Here is a 17,346-nt window from a genome sequence, read left to right as displayed (position 1 = left end):
ATCATCAAGAATAGACACTCAGACATGTAAGTCGTTTTCATTTATGATAAAGAGGCGCTAGTTTGATGATGCTCAACTTACCGTTCAGGTTCACCCCCAATTTTAGAAATCTTCTCCGCACCTCTTCCCTGATTCTCATTATAAGCACAGCAGTTTGTCTTTTCTATGGCATCGAACTTGTAGGTGAGACGAAGTCCGCATCCCAGATCAGTAATACATCATTTCCTATCCAGAAAAAGTGGGGTACGATCAGCACTCTACCTCAAGGTCTGAAGCTGGAGATCTCTCAGTTAGAGCAAAAAGAAAAGCTCCTGATTCCGCGAATGAATAATCGCATCAAATCTGTTTATTTTGCTCAGGACGCTGATAAGAAACCACTTGATCTGAAACCTGGCGTAAATGAATGGGAAATCCGCTTGCCTGCAAAAAACAAATTGACATTCCCTACATCGGTGGTTGTTGAATTTAAAGAGCCCCCTTACTTACCGGTAAAGCCCAGAGTGATTCAAGAGAACCAGAAGAAACAAATTATCCTGGATGCAAAAGATGCGATCGTACATGGTGAAATGCTACGATTTGAACCGCAACCGCATAAAAATACAGTTGGCTACTGGGTGAAAGAGAAAGACTGGTGCGAATGGAAACTCAAGTCGAATGCTCCCGGCGTTTTTGATGTCTATATTCTTCAAGGATGTGGTAAGGGACAAGGAGGCAGCAAAGTCGAACTGTCTGTCAATGAAAGCAAACTCAACTTCACCGTGGAAGATACTGGGCATTTTCAAAACTTTAAAGAGCGACATATTGGCAAGCTGACTATCAGTAAAACCGGTGTCTATTCTTTACAGCTAAAACCACAACAAAAAACGAAGAACGCCATTATGGACGTACGTCAAATACGTCTGATTCGTCAATAAACAAGCTTCAACAAGAGAAGATCACGGAATTTTCATCACAGCCTCAGCTTACAGGAACTATTTATGAAACGGCTTGCTATTTTTCTATTATCGCTCGCTTTTATTAACAATACCAATAACGCCGCGGATTCGATTGTTGATACCTCGTCGCCTCTTGAAACAATTGCTACCGATTTTGGATTGGCAGATGGCCCTGCCTGGGATGGAGGTGGAAATCTCTATTTTCCTGATGTCAAAGGAGGAAAGCTATATCGCTACAATCCGAAGTCAGGCAAGGTTCAGGTTTTTCTCAACAATGCCGGGCGTATCAGTGCTACCTACTTCAACCATGGAAAACTGTTCTTGTCAAATAATGGTGCCAGCCAGATCAGTGTGCTAAATGGCAAACAGAAAACACGAATCGCGGGCCAGCCGAGAGATGCCAAGCCTTCACGCAGGCCCAACGATCTCGTGGTCGATCAGCAAGGTGGGATTTATTATACACTCACAGGAGCAGGTGAAGTCGTCTGGATTTCACCCGAAGGTAAGCAACACATCGTTATTAAAAATATTAAAACGCCAAACGGCTTGATTCTTTCTCCCGATGGTAAAACACTTTATGTAGCGGCTTATGTACCTAAAGAAATTTGGGCGTATACAGTAACCAAACCTGGAGTTGTAGAAAACGGTCGCCTCTTTGCCAAAATGGATTCCGGTCCTCAAAAAGGTGCTGATGGAATGACAGTTGATCGCGCAGGTAATGTCTACTGTGCGGGACCTGCTGATATATGGATCTGGAATCCTGAAGGCAAACTTCTGGCAAAGATCCATACACCAACACGTCCCATAAACTGCACATTCGGCGATCAAGATATGCGTTCTTTATACATTACCGGCTTTGGTGGTTTATACCGTCAGCGAATGAATACTTATGGGTGTTTTCCTGAACCGGCTCTGAAAGAAAAAACTAAAAACCCCAAACGCCCCTCGACAGCGATTCCCAAAACAGTTTCTCCTCACCTGAATGTCGTTTACGGTCAAGTAGGACATCGAAAATTATTAGCCGATATTTTTGTCCCGAAATCAGGAAAAGGACCATTTCCTGCTATCATTGTAGTACATGGTGGAGGCTGGCTAAACGGTGACAAAGCAAAATTCCGCGCACTGGCTCTTGCGTTGTGTGAACGTGGATATGTTACCATGGCAGTCGGATATCGACTGGGACATGAAGCCAAATTTCCCGCAGGCATTCAGGATTGCAATGCTGCGGTTCGTTTTTTAAGGGGAGAAGCACAAAAGTACCATGTTGATCCTCAAAAAATTGGTGCCGTGGGTGGCTCAGCGGGAGGACATCTGGTGGGCCTGATGGCAGCAGCACCTCATGTAAAACAGTTGCAAGGTAGCGCAGGTAATCAAGATCAACCTTCAAATCTACAGGCTGCAATCGTTATGGCCGGTCCGATGCAAATGGCTTCTGGCTCGGTAGCTGATCGCTCTCGCAAGAATCCGAAAAAATCAAATTCGAATCAGTGGTTGGGCAAGACGATTGATGAAGCCCCAGAATTGTATCAACTCAGTGATGCGTACTTGCACTTCTCGAAGAAGACACCACCGCTCTTATTCATGGTGGGTGAGTTTGATCAACCAGAACGCAATGCACCTTCTCGTGAGAAACTGAAATCTTTCGGCGTCGATACTGACGTAAAAGTTTATCCGAAAGGAAAACATGGCTGCTGGAACCAATTGCCCTGGTTCAATGACATGGTGACAGATATGGACCAGTTTTTTCAGAATCACCTGAAATAACCGAATACAGTGAGGATGGATGGGGACACTATTTATTTAATGTCCTCATCGTCCTCTTCATCGAACTCATAGTCATCATCTGCGAAGTCAAAATCACCATCTGAGATTTCACCACTGGCTTCGCTGTCACTCATTTCACTATCGCTGAATTCATCGACTTCATCAAACTCATCTCCTGAAGAAAGTTCATCATCGACAAACTCATCTGAAAGTTCTGCGGCTGAATCGCTTATCATTTCCTCTTCATCATCTTGAGCTTCCTCTTCTGGCTGATCCTTCTCTTTCCCTTTTTTCTTTGCAGCACCTTTCGGTCCTAAGACCAGGGCACCGATGGGCATCAGCGCCAGAAAGCCACATAAAAGCAAAGTCAGTCCTGCCACTCCAAGTAAGGCGGTAGACATGGATTCTGCATGATTCAGAAAAGCCATGACCAACAAATAGGCCACATAGGCGCCAGGTATTGCAGCCACCAGCGACATCAATGGAAGTTGTAGTTTCGACACAATCACTTTTCCTGAAAAGGACTTAAGAGCAGTGAATTTATAGCTAAGTCTATTCCGGTAGTGACCGGAAAATAGAGAGGTTGTTCTCTATAGTAAATAGGACTCAGGTGATATTTCAAGCCTGGATTTCAAAATGCCTACTGTAAATAGAGAGTCCAGTTTGACTGCAACTCCTATTTGTTGGTATTGGTAGTGCAGATATATTTCGTTTAACCGGTATAGTCAGACTTTTATAATCGACCTCATCAGCCAGAAACAAAGAGAAAATGAAACCTGAATCCAAGTGGCATCAGTTAAATCAAAAGATCATTCGTTGTACAAGTTGTAATCGACTACTTGCCCACTGCCAAAAGATTGCAGCGGAAAAACGAAAGTCCTTTCAGGACTGGGATTACTGGGGAAAACCTGTCCCTAATTTTGGCGATCCGCAAGCAGAGTTATTAATCGTAGGACTGGCCCCCGCCGCTCATGGTGCCAACAGAACAGGCAGAATGTTTACCGGTGACCAAAGCGGCGACTGGCTCTATCGTGCTTTGCACAAAGCAGGATTTGCCAATCAGCCGGAAGCCCAAAGCTGCTCTGATGGTCTGCGACTACAAAACTGTGCTATTACAGCAACCTGCCACTGCGCACCACCGGCCAATAAACCAAGCCGAGATGAAATCGAAAACTGTCATACATGGATGGAACAAACGGTCGAATTACTACCCGTGAAAGTATTCCTTGCATTGGGTCAGATCGGCTGGAAATCAGTCGTTGATTTCAAAAAACGGCAGGGGAAATTGAATGGAAAGCGTCCTCAATTTTCACATGGAGCGAATTACCAGTTCTCGGATGGTATTTGGCTGGTGGGTAGTTATCACCCCAGTCAGCAAAATACATTCACAGGGCGACTAACCGAACCGATGTTTGATTCCGTTTTTGAGCTGGTTGAATCAAAACTGAAAGAAAAACCGTAAAGAGTCGATATAAAAACAATTGGCAAAATCAGATTGTTTCAATACCTACTACGCGATGAAAATGCAGCTCCACCTCACGATCAATGACACGACGCACTCCTTCCACCAGGCATTCCGGCTCATGTTGAGTCTCGCCAATGCGTTTGATCTCTTTTAACGGAGTCCCCGGCGAGACAGCAAACGCATTTTGGTGAATGATTTGATTACCAGCATCCAGCTCCGGAATTATGAAGTGAATGGTGGCACCAAATGTGAGCATATTATGGCTGAATGCATCCTCATAGGGCTGAAACCCTGGAAACGAAGGTAGTAAACCATGATGCAGATTGATGATTCTCCCGCCAGCAAAGCTCCAGCAGATATTGGGGGGTAGCACACGCATATACCGAGCAAGCAAGACATAATCGACATCGTAGGAATCGAAGAGATTGACCATCTCAGTGTTGTCAGGATTTCCACGTTCGTCACCAATGTTATGAAAATCCAGATTATGTTTTTCAGCCAAAGATTGGCAGCGGTCCCGGTTTCCAATAATCACAACGGGCTGTGCTTGAATCACCCCCTCTTTGATGGCATTCAGTACGGCTTCAGCAGGTTCGCTACGATAAGTCGTGCAAATGGCAATACGAGGCAGCCGATTTTGTTCATCTCGCGCCCAGACACGTAATGTGAGTCCTTTTTGTGTGCCAATCTGCATGATCCGTTCTCTCAAAACGGGAATTGGCTCTACATCAGCCGGCCAGTCCAGCCGCAAAAACATAGCAAACAGCCGTTCTGAGTCATGATCATACATTTGGATTTCGTGAATGTTCGCGCCCACACCGGTCACGTAATGCACGATGGGGTCGGCCAAACCACGATTATCGGGTCCAACTGCTGTAATAGTGACCTGCATATCTTCAAAGACTTTCTCGAGTTATTGATTTTCCACATTTAGTGAACACACATTGTGGCTCTCAATTAAGTTTATAACATTTTAGCAAATCACCGAGATTTAAGTGAAACAGTGCTACAGATTCGAAACGATCTCCAATGAATCATATTCAATGTAGGCCCTTGTAGGAAATCGTAAACATGAAATGTAAAGAAGTGTTTCATTATTCTTACACTTCAAATAGGAATACGGAGCAAAAAAGAAAATGCTTATTGAAGAAATTGGCTGTTAACTTTGAATAGCAAATGTGTTAGAGAAATTCCTCTATATTGCATTCCAAATTATCGATAAAAGCAGATCATCCGGCATGATCTGTGCAATCGATATAACCGGTGGATTTGAAATTCTCAATATAACTGATTTCTTCTCCCCAACTGGAATATGAGTGAACTGGTTCTCATTTCCTTATTGTAGTCTCTCACGATTCATGATTTCTCAGTCTGAATCGAATCGGTATTACTCTCAAATTACGAAGTAAAGGAACTCAAACATGTTAAATCAATTTTGGAATGACGAAGCCGGTTTCGTTATCTCTGCGGAACTAGTCCTGGTACTGACGATCGCTGTGCTGGCCATGATCGTCGGACTCAGTGAAGTTGCTGTTGCTGTTAACACGGAATTAAATGATATCTCAAACGCTATTGGAGCCCTGAATCAAAGCTATGTTTATACAGGCTTTCGTGGAAATGGAGGGAAGTTCAAGAGCTTTTATGCTGGTTCACGATGGGACGATGCCATTGATGATTGCGACCTGAACACCACTTGTGATCTGGTAACAGGAGCGATCTTTGTGACTGGAATAGAGACAGGCTTCTAAACATCTAAAGGGAAGATAGAAACCCTTAGTTTTTAAAATACTTGAGAGGCAGGACTCTGGAAGAGATACATCTCTTCCGGAGTTCATGTTTTAGGTAGAAATTATATTCAATGTAAGTCTTTGTAGGAAATTGTAAACATGAAGTGTAAAAGAAGTGTTTCAATATTCTTACAATATCGAATTCTCGACACTCCATTTCTCCCAGGAGTTAATTAGACTAACGATTGTTAAACTTGAGCAATAAAAGACGTTAGGTAAACTCTTCCACATTTGTGCTTTATAGGGTCTGTAAAGATTAACCCTATGGCATAACCTGTGCGATCATCTCGATCAGCAGACAGGGAATTCTGTGAAATGGGCCCGTGAATCACTGGTTCCTATCCCCAAACGCTATGTGAGTAACCGGTTCTCATATTTCCGTTCGGTCGACTCAAGTTCCCGGTTATTGGATGTATCTGATAAGCCAATTTGGCTTCTCTGAACAGCCAATAGCTGATGCTGAATCTCTATGTGATTTCAAATAGGGATTGCCTCTCGTGATTTATGATCTCTTGATCTGAATCGAATTTATTTACTCTCAAGTTAAAAATTAAGGAACTCACAACATGTTGAATCAACTTTGGAATGACGAAGCTGGTTTCGTAATCTCTGCAGAACTGGTTCTTGTTCTGACTATCGCCGTATTGGCCATGATCGTCGGACTGAGCGAAGTTGCTGTTGCTGTTAACACTGAATTAAACGACATCTCAAACGCCATCGGAGCCTTAAACCAGAGCTATGTTTATACTGGTTTTCTTGGTAACGGAGGAAAGCTCAAAAGTCGATACGCTGGATCACGATTTAATGATGCAGTCGATGACTGTGACGTAAACACAACTTGTGATCTGGTTACCGGTGCTGGTGCTGTTACTGCAGCAGAAGCTCCATAGTTCGAATTATAAGTTAGATCTAAAGGGCTCTGTTCAGGATATTCCTGGACAGAGTCTTTCAACAAAAGGAACAAAATAATGGTGCGGGCCTTTTGGTTTGAAGAAAGTGGATTTGTGATATCAGCAGAGTTAGTCCTGGTGCTAACGATTGCCGTTTTAGCTATGATCGTTGGACTGAGCGAAGTTGCTGTTGCTGTTAACACGGAATTAAATGACATTTCAAATGCCATCGGAGCTTTAAATCAGAGTTTTGTCTATACAGGTTTTACAGGGAGTTCTCAAGGCGTTGATGGAGTCGGCGGTAAACTTAAAAGCGTAATTGTTGGTTCCAGGTTTAACGATGCAGTCGATGACTGCGACCTCAACACCACCTGTGATTTAGTTACCGGCGTCGCAACTGTCACTGTAGCTGAAACTCCGTAATAATCGTCATAATTGGAACCAGACCCAAGGAGAGAACGAACTCCTCTAACTGGTTTCCAGTTATAAAACACACTCAATATTTTGACAGTCTCTTTAACACACTGTTCAAAATCATTGATAAGACAGGTTGCCTAAAAGCAACCAACCACTCTTTCCACGTCTTTGTCACTCACTCAAAGTCATTCTATCTAAATTCTATTGCTGATTACATTTGTATCGATTTCACAGATGTGTTTCTTTTGTAACACACCCTCTGTGGAGTTCTGTAATCAATTCTTCACCAAGATCTGGCACACCGACTGCGACATGAATCGAACGGAGTAAAATAAGTCGATTCAAATTCATTAAGAAGAAATATATAGATCTGAGTTAGCAAATAGAAATCACTCATTGATTCGCAGCGTTGTGACCCGTGTTGAGGCTTCTTCATTTTCATGTGATTTGTCCCCGAAAGAAGAAGAGAAGCCATCTGCATTGTATGAAGGTGAGAGAGCATCCAATGCAAATGATGTTAACTACGTCATTTACTGGGCTTCCATTGCTCCACGGGTCATAACGTGTGCTTACTGGATCATTCAAAGAAACAATACTGCAGTTTGTACCGTGAAATTACCGGCCAGTAATTTCACACACGTGCCTGAATGGAGCTAACGCTCATATTCCGGTTCAGGGATAGATATTACACCCGTAATATTTATTTTTTGTTGTGGATTGTTTTCGCATCTGAATTTTCTTTTTTCAGAGTTATAGAAATCAATCCTCAAGTTAGTCTCTCAATTAATTTTAAAAACCAAGGAACTCACTAGAATGTTAAATCAACTTTGGAATGATGAAGCAGGTTTCGTAATTTCAGCAGAACTAGTTCTTGTTCTGACCATCGCTGTATTGGCTATGATCGTTGGACTGAGCGAAGTTGCTGTTGCTGTTAACACTGAATTAAATGACATCTCAAACGCCATCGGAGCCTTAAACCAGAGCTACGCTTACACTGGATTTGCTGGCACTGGTGGAAAACAAAAGAGCCACTACGCTGGTTCACGATGGAACGATGCCATTGATGATTGTGACCTCAACACAACTTGCGATTTAGTTACAGGTGTTGGAGGAGTGACTGTAGCAGAAACTCCCTAATCATAATTTGGGTTTTTCTTGAATTTGGACAACTCTGTTCAGGAGCTTTCCTGAGCAGAGTCTTTTTTCATAAAAGGAACAAATATTATGATGCGGGCTTTATGGTATGAAGAAAGTGGATTTGTCATTTCTGCGGAATTAGTTCTTGTTTTGACAATTGCCGTTTTGGCAATGATCGTCGGACTCAGCGAAGTGACAGTTTCTGTTAATACAGAATTGAACGATGTCTCAAATGCCATCGGAGCATTGAATCAGAGCTATGCATTCACAGGCTTTTCAGGTAGCAGTTTTTGCGATGGAAAAGCAAAAAGCGTTGTTGCTGGTTCACGATGGAATGATGCCATTGATGACTGCGACCTTAACACCACTTGTGATCTGGTCACAGGTGTTGCCGGTGTGACTGTAGCAGAAACACCCTAATCTATAAATTGGGTGTCAATTAATTTGGATGACTCTGTTCGAGATTTTCTTGAACAGAGTCTTTCACAAACGGAATCAAAAATCATGATACATACTTTATGGTACGAAGAAAGTGGATTTGTCATTTCTGCGGAATTAGTTCTTGTTTTGACGATTGCTGTCTTAGCCATGATCGTCGGACTCAGCGAAGTGACAGTTTCTTTAAATACAGAATTGAACGATGTTTCAAATACCATCGGAGCTTTAAATCAAAGTTACGCGTATACCGGATTCTTAGGAAGTACTTTTGGTATCGATGGTGTGGATGGCAAAGTCAAAAGCATTGTTGCTGGCTCTCGCTTTCATGACGCTGTTGATGACTGTGATCTGAACACGACGTGTGATTTAGTAACCGGTGCTGTTGTTGTAACTACTTCTGAAGCCTTAACTCCATAATTCAAAAAAGATCCGCTCCAAACGTAGCAAACCCTTAAGCTTTACAATATCTCTTTTTACGATCAAAGGGTAAAACACTTTGTTCAGAAACGTGTTCATTTTGCTTTACATTTCGCAAGAGTTGCCTGTAATTGATGCTTTGAACCCATTCAAACACAAATAGTCGTAAATATAATATATTTCTATAGATACAGCCTCTCCTAAATCCTCAATTCTGGTATTTTTCTCATCATGACTGCCCTTTTGGCACATACCCTGCGTGAGTTATTCGCGTTGGTTTTGTTTGAGTGATGTCTCAAAATAAATCGGCTAAAAATGTTTTCTACTCTCTCACGAAAAGAAACACTCTCTCACTCTGCCGAAAGTGAACGTTTCGGCGCCTACTACCATTTAAGGGGACTCAAAAATGTTGCATATCATGCACCGTCTGTACAATGACGAAGCAGGCTTTATCGTTTCTGCTGAACTTGTCTTGGTTTTAACAATTGCTGTATTGGCCATGATCGTTGGTCTAAGCGAAGTGGCTGTCGCCGTCAATACGGAGTTAAACGACGTTTCTAACGCCATTGGCGCTCTCAATCAAACATATGCATTTACTGGATTCTGGGCAGGGAGCCGCGGCAAAACAAAAAGTTATGTACTCGGCAGTGAGTTTGACGATGCTTTTGATGACTGCGATAGAAACACTTCTTGTGACATCGTTTGTGGTGCAGAAGGCCTACCTTCCGAAAACGGAAGATAAAACTCAATCGGTGATGAGAAAGAGATTGTTCTTTTTCGTTTGCCCCTCCTGATGAGGGGACATAAAAAAGAGACAGGTTTCATATGAAACCTGTCTCTTTTAATTACATCGTAAGCAAATTGCTTATCTGTCTCTTGAAATCAGGCAGAAACTTTTGGTTTTGCCGGAACAGTTTTCGGATTTGCTTCAGGCTCTGGTGTTGGAGCGACTGGCTTAGCCGATTCCCGACTTTCAGGAGCGAGATTACAATTGCCGGTTGCACAAGCAGATGTTGGACAAACTGTCGTAGGAACCATGGTGCAAACTTCGTAAGGAACCTTTCGGGCAACACATTTTGAAACGTATCGAGTGCAGTTGACTGCTACCTGTTTAGGTACGCAACGTGCAATACGACGTGTTACAGTAAAAGGAACTTTTCGAGTAACACACTCTGCGACTTTTCTGGTGCACTTCTCAGAAACCATTCTGCAAGTTTGAACAGGAACTTTGCGAACTTTTTCCTCACAAACCCAGTTACAAACCTGATAAGGAACTTTTTGTGCTACGGTTTCAGTCACCCAACGGCAAGTTCGGTAAGGAACCTTTGTGACAACCACTTCAGGAACCATTTTACAAACTTTAACAGGGACTTTGTTCACGATCACTTCAGGAACATACCGCGTCACCTGTACCGGACAGTTCTGACGAACAATCTGAGGAACATACCGTGTACACGGAACCTGACAGGCAACTCTTCGCAGTCTCCAGACCTTACGGCAGTGAGTTCGACCAGGAGTTTGCACCATGCTCATCACAGGCCGTCCACAAGCATCTGTCGACCAACAGGGGCGACACTTGCCAGGCTTGTTAATTTGACGAGTTTCCCAAACTCCTCGTAAACGATGGACCGTTCGGTATGTCGTTACCGGTTTCATGACAGTGTAACAACGTTCTTGATTAACGGTTTCTGTCACAGGACGCATTACCGTCCGTCGGCATTCCTGTTCGATTGTTTCCACAACCGGTCGCATCACCGTACGACGACACTCGCGCTCATGATTTTCCCACACAGGACGCTGGACCTGATAGCTACAATCGCGGTACTTCGTCTCCATGACCGGACGTCGCACTGTGTAACGTTCTTCACGTTCTGATGTTTCAAATACAGGTTTCTGTACCGTGTATTCTTCATCTCGGTAAACGGTTTCGTTTACTATGCGATAACAAGTTTCTTGCTTGTCTTCGTAAACTGTCTCATATTCCGTGCGATAAGCGGTGTACTGTTGAGGCTCTAAAACTCTATCATAAACAGTACGATAGCATGTTTTGCGCTCAACACGACAAGCCGTATAACAGGCAGTGGGTTGGCAAGCTACTGTAGGGCAACAGTTATAACTTGCTGCTCCAAAATACCTGCAAGCTTCAGCGGAATCGTTGACAGCCAACATTGCCACGGTGGCAAATGCCAAGGCCAAAGTTTTACTCATTTTTTCCCCTCCAAAAAAGTTTCGTCACATGATGAAAGCGTGCGTTTTCCGAATTTCCATTTCATACATGACTGTCTGCATTATTGACATGACCAGAAAAAAGATGCAAACCAAAAGCTGACGTCTCATATGGAAAAAACAAAATCGCATCGGATTGTTACATCTAGCACTCAAACATAGATCACATAGTTTTGGCAACTTGAGGAAAAAAGGGGGATATGCCACTTTAGTTGAGAGGTCTTGTCTTGTTTCACTTTATAATCGTTATCACCTGCAAAGTTTCACAAAATCAACATACATGAGACTTAAAGTATTGCGAGATATCAACATGAGTATGTAATACCACACACTGTTTCCTTCATATCTTTTTGACATAGAAACATCTAAATTGTTGGATACATTGGAGTTCAGGTATCAATTGAATATTGCTGCTTCACGTATTCGTAATCTTCGGGTGTATCCAGATCAATCAGTATTTCCGGATGAATACATTCAAACAAATCTGGAACTATTCTTTGATTTTTCCATAGTGCATTAATCCCTTCATCATTTGAGAGTTGAAAAACGTCATCTGAAACAGACCAACGAAAAAAAGCAGGATGGCCTTTTCGATTTTGAAACGTGGGAACCATGACTGACGCCTGATTGTTCTGCCAAGCTTGAGTCAGGTCCTCAATAACAGAATGGCTGAGAACTGGATGGTCTGCAGGAATTAATAACCAACTATCATCCTCAGTCGGATGATAATGAGAGTCGATCCATCTCAATCCAAGTTGCACACTAACTTTCATATCGGGAGGATCGATCTCAGGTTGAATTAGTTGTATGTCTAAGTCAGAAAGATGTGCTTTTAATAAATCATCTCCTTTTCGAGCAATAATTATGATCTTAGCAATAAAAGGAACGTTTAACACCCGAACCAATCGTTGAATGACTGTTTCTTTACCAAGAGGAAGCAGCAGTTTATGCGTTCCCATGCGACGGCTCATTCCAGCGGCAGGAATAATAGCAAACAGTCGTGGCGGTATATTTAAAGTGGCCATTCGGATAAGATGTCCTTAGATAATTGATAAATATCACTCACTGATTGCAGAGTAAAAATCTTCATTTCTATTGATAACTGGTTTCGTTCGTGATTTGAGGTAATTTTGTGCAAATTTTGCTAACCAACGATGATGGCATTCATGCTCCCGGTATCCGCAGCTTACAAAAAGCACTTTCGGCTTTGGGAGAGGTAGAAGTCGTTGCTCCTTTGTCTGAACAAAGTGGAGTGGGTTTAAGCATCACCTATTTACACCCTCTTATGGTACACCAAGAGTACGAAGGAGAGAAGCACTGGGGTTGGGCGGTAGCCGGCAGTCCGGCAGATTGTGTAAAGCTGGGGATTCTGGAATTCTGTACGCGACGTCCAGATCTCATTGTCAGTGGAATTAACTCTGGCTCGAATGTAGGTATCAACGTACTCTATTCTGGTACCGTCGCTGGCGCGATTGAAGGCGCTTTTGCTGGAATCACTTCTATCGCAGTTTCTGCTGCCAGCAGCTTTTCCAATGACGTCAAACCTGATTATGATGAATGTGCCGCGCAGAGCATTCCCATTATTCAAAGGCTACTGAAAGAGGATTACAAATCAGGCCGACTATGGAATGTGAATTTTCCAGAAACCAAAGAAAATTGGCCACGTGGAGTAAAATGGACTTCTCTGGGAGTCAAACGTCACATTGATGTCATGGAAAAACGAATTGATCCACGTGGACGACCTTATTATTGGAGTGGATTAGATCCATCTTCTAATCATCAGTTAGAAGATGGTACTGACATCCAGGAACTTTCAGAGGGATTTGTAACTGTCACCCCTCTCAATTACGATTTAACAGACCATAAGCAATTAGACCAATCTCTGAATGGACAAGCAGGTAGGGATCTTCATCTAGAACATGATCCAGACTACTATAATTGATCCTGTATCAACATTTCGTTCCATACCAAAGTTTGACTTTTCGCTTATTACTTGTGTAGGATAATGGATAGTGCATAAATCTACATTTCGAAAATCCTACCAAATAACTTGCTCGAGATCAGTGACCAGAAACGATCATATCATGCGGTGTGTAAGCACAGTTCTGTTACCTACTGAAGTGAAAGAAATCGAGAAAATGCGTTTAAGAGGTGAAGAATGAAGCAAGATGAATCGCCTCAGAATACGGCTCTTCATTCTCAGTCATCGATCGAGAATTTTTCCAAATTGACAACCAGTGAAGTCTTACAGAGTATCGCTGAGTTTGATCATAAACTTTTGAGAAAATTTCTCTCGAATACCCCTTTAATCATTTGGGCCGTCGATCGAAATGGAGTCGTTACACTCTCTGAGGGTGGTGGTCTTGCAAAGCTCGGTTATGAATCAGGCGAATGGGTAGGAAGATCGATTCTTAAAGAGTTCGCTGAAGATGAGGAATTAATTGCAATATTCAGAAAAACCCTGAATGGTGAACCCAGCCATATTGAAAGACGTACTGGTGACTTGATTCTGGATGTCGAATATACGCCGATCTACGACGATCAGAATGAAGTAGATGGTTTTCTATCCGTAGCAATCGATATCACTGAAAAGATTGCCTCACAGGAAAAGATTCGCCTTTCTGAAGAACGCTTAAGTAAAATTTTTCAGGTAAATCCTGTTGCGATGTGCATTTCAGAAATCGAAACGGGTGTATTTATCGAAGTCAATGATAGCTTTCTATCAGCGCTAGAGTGTAGCCGTGAAGAAGTGCTCAAAAAAAGCGCTTTTGATGTCGGTTTTTGGCCTAGTGAAACACAACGCAAGAAAATGATCGATACGGTGATCAAAGAAGGAAAGGTGAGTGACCTCTATTTCGACTTCATCAATCCCGCTGGTAATCGATTATGTACGGTATTGTCAGCAGTTCTGATTTATTTCCGAGGAGAAACGTTTTTACTTTCCTGCATCAAAGATGTAACCAGAGAACGTGAAGCGCTGAAAGAACTCGAAACTCTGAATGAACACCTCGAAGCCAGAGTCATTGCCAGAACTGCAGAACTCCAAAATGCGCATGCGATTCTGAATGAAGAACATAAAAAAAGAAACCGACTTTACCGAGCACTTCAGCAAACAGAAGCAAAGTGGCGTTCGCTGGTCACCAATGCACCAGATACCATCTTGACTTTAGATAGTGATGGAACAATTCTCTATCTCAACCATACTATTTCGAATATGGGAATCGAAGATATCATTGGTTCTTCTATCTATAAATATATGAATCAAGCAGAAGTCCCGAAAGCAAAAAAATTATTAAAAGAAGTATTTGATACCGGTAAGCCACAGGTAATGGTCACGGAAGGACAAAGTGCCGAAGGAAATAATGCTCTCTATTCCTGTCGGGTGGGAGCGATGGTAAGCGGCGAAGAAACGATTGCCGCAATGGTCATTGCCACAGATATCACTCAACAGAAACAAGCAGAACAAGAGCTAGTTAGGCGTCGTGCAGAACTTGCTCATCTTTCGCGGCTTTCCACAATGGGGGAACTGGCTGCAGAATTATCGCATGAATTAAATCAGCCTTTGGCGGCGATTAATAATTATACCAACGGCTGTATTCGCAGAATTCGTTCGGGAACGACCAGTCTTGAAACGCTGATAGAACCACTTGAAGAGACCTCTCGGCAAGCACAACGTGCCAGTGAAACAATTAAACGTCTGCGTCGCCACGTACAAAAAAGCGAAGTAGAGTATAAACCACTTGATATTAATGTCGTCATTGAAAATTCCATTTCCCTACTCGAACATGAAATCCAGCGAAATTCAACTACTTTACATCTAGAACTGAGCCCGGGACCATTAGAAACAATTGGTGATGCAATCCAAATTGAACAGGTTTTGGTCAATTTGTTACTCAATGCTATTGAAGCCATGTCTGAGATACCCCCAGAAGAAAGAAAGTTACTTATTCAGTCTGATCAAGATAAAGATAATAATTTACAGATTACTGTTACAGATAGTGGTATAGGTTTGAAAAAAGAGGAAGAAAAATCTATTTTTGAAATATTCTATACAACTAAACAAAAAGGACTGGGTGTCGGGTTATCTATTAGCCAAACTATCATTGAGGCCCATGGAGGTACGCTGTCCCCTCGTAGAAATAAGACAGGAACGAGTTTTATCATCACTCTTCCCCTGAAAAATGGAGATACACACGGTGCTAGCTGAAATGACAATCGAAAAAGAAGCAACTGTATTTGTCGTCGATGATGACCCTGCAATTCGAAAATCGTTGCGTTGGCTTATAGAGTCTGTCGGTTTAAAAGTGGAAACACATGAACTGGCAAGTGATTTTTTAGAAAGTTACTCGCCGGACTCACCAGGATGTCTGGTACTCGATGTTAGAATTCCTGGTATGAGCGGTTTGGAACTGCAAGAGAAACTGAGGGATCGAGGCTATGACATTCCCGTAGTCATTGTCTCTGGATATGGTGATGTTCCAATGGCTGTGCGTGCCATGAAAGCCGGAGCCGTCGATTTTCTGGAGAAACCCGTGAGCGATCAAGTCCTTTTGGATTATATTCAAAAAGGAATTGAACGAGATATCAATAATAAAAAGAACCGCTTAGAGAACAAAGAACTGATGGAACGAAAAAAGTCTCTAACACGTCGGGAACTTGAAGTAATGGAACACGTCGTTTCCGGCCAATCCAGTCGTGAAATTGCTGAAATATTGAATGTTAGCTTTAAAACCATTGAGGCGCATCGCGCAAAAATCATGAAAAAAATGAAGGCCAAAAGTGTTCCCAAGCTAATTCAAATGGACTTGCAAATTAAGAGAGATGTTTAACAAGAATTGTTAAGTGACTGATCGCTTTCAGTCTTAGATCTTGTGCGAAAATCAACAAAAAAATGCTAGAATATATCTGTTTTTATAGGTGATTTGGGAACGAATTTGAATACTCATACTGAATTGGAATTAAACGGTGTTTCCATTTGTGACACGTTTGCAGAAGCTTTTACAACCGTGGGAACTCGAGTTATTGTAACTGCAATGACAGAATCCTGGGTCAGAACTGCCGCAGCTGAAGTAAGTGGATATGCGACAAGTGTCATTGCCTGTGATGCAGAAGCGGGAATTGAAAGATTCTTATCTCCCGATGAAAGCCCCGATGGTCGACCGGGTGCGAGTCTGATGTTTTTTGCTTTCAGCCGCTCGGCTTTGGAAAAAGCAGTCGCGAATCGTGTTGGTCAATGCATACTCACCTGCCCCTCAACAGCCTGTTATTCAGGGTATTCAGACTCAAACAAAGAAAAAAACATCGCTTTAGGAAATCAGTTACGTTTTTTTGGCGATGGTTTTCAAGTGTCCAAGAAATGGGATAACCGACGTCTCTGGAGGATTCCAGTCATGGATGGTGAATTCATTTGTGAAGATCAGGTGGGATCATTTAAAGGAGTCGCTGGAGGCAATCTCATCATTTGTGCAACAGATCAAAAAAACGGGCTGCTCGCTACTGAAGCAGCCGTATCAGCGATGCAAAAAGTAGAGCACACAATACTTCCGTTTCCGGGAGGGATTGTCAGAAGTGGCAGCAAAGTGGGATCGCGCTATCCTAAGTTGAAAGCCAGCACCAATGACGCTTATTGTCCTACAATCCGTGCGCAAACGAATTCAGATTTGCCTCTGGGTACAGGCTGTGTGTATGAAATTGTGATTGATGGCGTTTCATTCGATCCGGTTCAGCAGGCGATGAAAGCAGGTTTATACACGATCTGCCAGCAACCTGGTATTCTTCAGGTGACTGCGGGTAACTATGGAGGCAAGCTAGGCAAACACCACTTCCATCTTCGGGACTTAATCGATTAAAGCTATCAAACAGTGATAATG

18 protein-coding genes are annotated in these 17,346 nt (G+C 42.6%); 14 read left to right on the top strand and 4 right to left on the bottom strand.

The window, feature by feature from the left end; genetic code table 11:
- Positions 1-65 precede the first annotated feature (65 nt).
- The gene (locus tag V202x_RS17630) at positions 66-914 is read left to right on the top strand and encodes a DUF5077 domain-containing protein (protein WP_145177768.1); all 849 of its coding nucleotides are present in this window, start codon (positions 66-68) and stop codon (positions 912-914) included.
- A gap of 63 nt (positions 915-977) precedes the next feature.
- The gene (locus V202x_RS17625; protein ID WP_145177766.1) at positions 978-2,699 is read left to right on the top strand and encodes an SMP-30/gluconolactonase/LRE family protein; all 1,722 of its coding nucleotides are present in this window, start codon (positions 978-980) and stop codon (positions 2,697-2,699) included.
- Between the two features lie 32 nt (positions 2,700-2,731).
- Here V202x_RS17625 and V202x_RS17620 read toward each other — a convergent pair whose 3' ends face one another.
- Complete coding sequence (locus V202x_RS17620) at positions 2,732-3,202, bottom strand: hypothetical protein (RefSeq protein WP_145177764.1); 471 nt, start codon at positions 3,200-3,202, stop codon at positions 2,732-2,734.
- 266 nt (positions 3,203-3,468) lie between these two features.
- On the opposite strand from V202x_RS17620, the gene V202x_RS17615 reads away from it, so the two are divergent.
- Positions 3,469-4,161 (top strand): uracil-DNA glycosylase, encoded by a 693-nt coding sequence (locus V202x_RS17615; protein WP_145177762.1) that lies wholly within the window; start codon positions 3,469-3,471, stop codon positions 4,159-4,161.
- A 28-nt stretch (positions 4,162-4,189) separates the two neighbouring features.
- Here the strand turns inward: V202x_RS17615 and V202x_RS17610 are convergent, their stop codons facing one another.
- Positions 4,190-5,056 carry a formyltransferase family protein gene (locus tag V202x_RS17610; protein WP_145177760.1) on the bottom strand — a complete coding sequence of 289 codons (867 nt, stop codon included), beginning with the start codon at positions 5,054-5,056 and terminating at the stop codon, positions 4,190-4,192.
- Positions 5,057-5,585: 529 nt separating this feature from the next.
- On the opposite strand from V202x_RS17610, the gene V202x_RS17605 reads away from it, so the two are divergent.
- The 7 genes from V202x_RS17605 to V202x_RS17575 all read left to right on the top strand — a co-directional run bounded on the left by V202x_RS17605 (position 5,586) and on the right by V202x_RS17575 (position 9,992).
- Entirely contained in the window at positions 5,586-5,912 is a 327-nt protein-coding gene (locus V202x_RS17605; protein ID WP_144985096.1) for a hypothetical protein, read from the top strand.
- Positions 5,913-6,517: 605 nt separating this feature from the next.
- Positions 6,518-6,841 (top strand): hypothetical protein, encoded by a 324-nt coding sequence (locus tag V202x_RS17600; RefSeq protein ID WP_144985095.1) that lies wholly within the window; start codon positions 6,518-6,520, stop codon positions 6,839-6,841.
- 78 nt (positions 6,842-6,919) lie between these two features.
- On the top strand, positions 6,920-7,264 hold the full coding sequence (locus V202x_RS17595; RefSeq protein WP_145177758.1) for a hypothetical protein: 345 nt from the start codon (positions 6,920-6,922) through the stop codon (positions 7,262-7,264).
- A gap of 807 nt (positions 7,265-8,071) precedes the next feature.
- Positions 8,072-8,395: a hypothetical protein gene (locus tag V202x_RS17590; protein ID WP_145177756.1), complete on the top strand. Its 324-nt coding sequence runs from the start codon at positions 8,072-8,074 to the stop codon at positions 8,393-8,395.
- 87 nt (positions 8,396-8,482) lie between these two features.
- The gene (locus V202x_RS17585) at positions 8,483-8,815 is read left to right on the top strand and encodes a hypothetical protein (RefSeq protein ID WP_145177755.1); all 333 of its coding nucleotides are present in this window, start codon (positions 8,483-8,485) and stop codon (positions 8,813-8,815) included.
- A gap of 84 nt (positions 8,816-8,899) precedes the next feature.
- Positions 8,900-9,250, top strand: a complete 351-nt coding sequence (locus V202x_RS17580) for a hypothetical protein (protein ID WP_145177754.1) — start codon at positions 8,900-8,902, stop codon at positions 9,248-9,250.
- A 406-nt stretch (positions 9,251-9,656) separates the two neighbouring features.
- Positions 9,657-9,992 (top strand): hypothetical protein, encoded by a 336-nt coding sequence (locus tag V202x_RS17575; RefSeq protein WP_144985090.1) that lies wholly within the window; start codon positions 9,657-9,659, stop codon positions 9,990-9,992.
- 140 nt (positions 9,993-10,132) lie between these two features.
- Here V202x_RS17575 and V202x_RS17570 read toward each other — a convergent pair whose 3' ends face one another.
- Complete coding sequence (locus tag V202x_RS17570; protein WP_145177753.1) at positions 10,133-11,458, bottom strand: hypothetical protein; 1,326 nt, start codon at positions 11,456-11,458, stop codon at positions 10,133-10,135.
- Between the two features lie 407 nt (positions 11,459-11,865).
- Positions 11,866-12,501: an NTP transferase domain-containing protein gene (locus tag V202x_RS17565; RefSeq protein WP_145177752.1), complete on the bottom strand. Its 636-nt coding sequence runs from the start codon at positions 12,499-12,501 to the stop codon at positions 11,866-11,868.
- Between the two features lie 107 nt (positions 12,502-12,608).
- Between V202x_RS17565 and surE the strand changes: the two genes are divergently transcribed.
- The 4 genes from surE to fhcD all read left to right on the top strand — a co-directional run bounded on the left by surE (position 12,609) and on the right by fhcD (position 17,325).
- Positions 12,609-13,418 carry a 5'/3'-nucleotidase SurE gene (surE, locus tag V202x_RS17560; RefSeq protein ID WP_145177751.1) on the top strand — a complete coding sequence of 270 codons (810 nt, stop codon included), beginning with the start codon at positions 12,609-12,611 and terminating at the stop codon, positions 13,416-13,418.
- A 216-nt stretch (positions 13,419-13,634) separates the two neighbouring features.
- The gene (locus V202x_RS17555) at positions 13,635-15,683 is read left to right on the top strand and encodes a PAS domain-containing sensor histidine kinase (RefSeq protein WP_145177750.1); all 2,049 of its coding nucleotides are present in this window, start codon (positions 13,635-13,637) and stop codon (positions 15,681-15,683) included.
- Between the two features lies 1 nt (position 15,684).
- Positions 15,685-16,305 (top strand): response regulator transcription factor, encoded by a 621-nt coding sequence (locus tag V202x_RS17550; RefSeq protein WP_232098543.1) that lies wholly within the window; start codon positions 15,685-15,687, stop codon positions 16,303-16,305.
- A gap of 105 nt (positions 16,306-16,410) precedes the next feature.
- Entirely contained in the window at positions 16,411-17,325 is a 915-nt protein-coding gene (gene fhcD, locus V202x_RS17545; RefSeq protein WP_145177748.1) for a formylmethanofuran--tetrahydromethanopterin N-formyltransferase, read from the top strand.
- Positions 17,326-17,346 lie beyond the last annotated feature (21 nt).

It is taken from the genome of Gimesia aquarii (genome assembly GCF_007748175.1).
GTDB classification, from domain to species: domain Bacteria; phylum Planctomycetota; class Planctomycetia; order Planctomycetales; family Planctomycetaceae; genus Gimesia; species Gimesia aquarii_A.
This window is presented reverse-complemented; position numbering and strand designations above follow the sequence as displayed.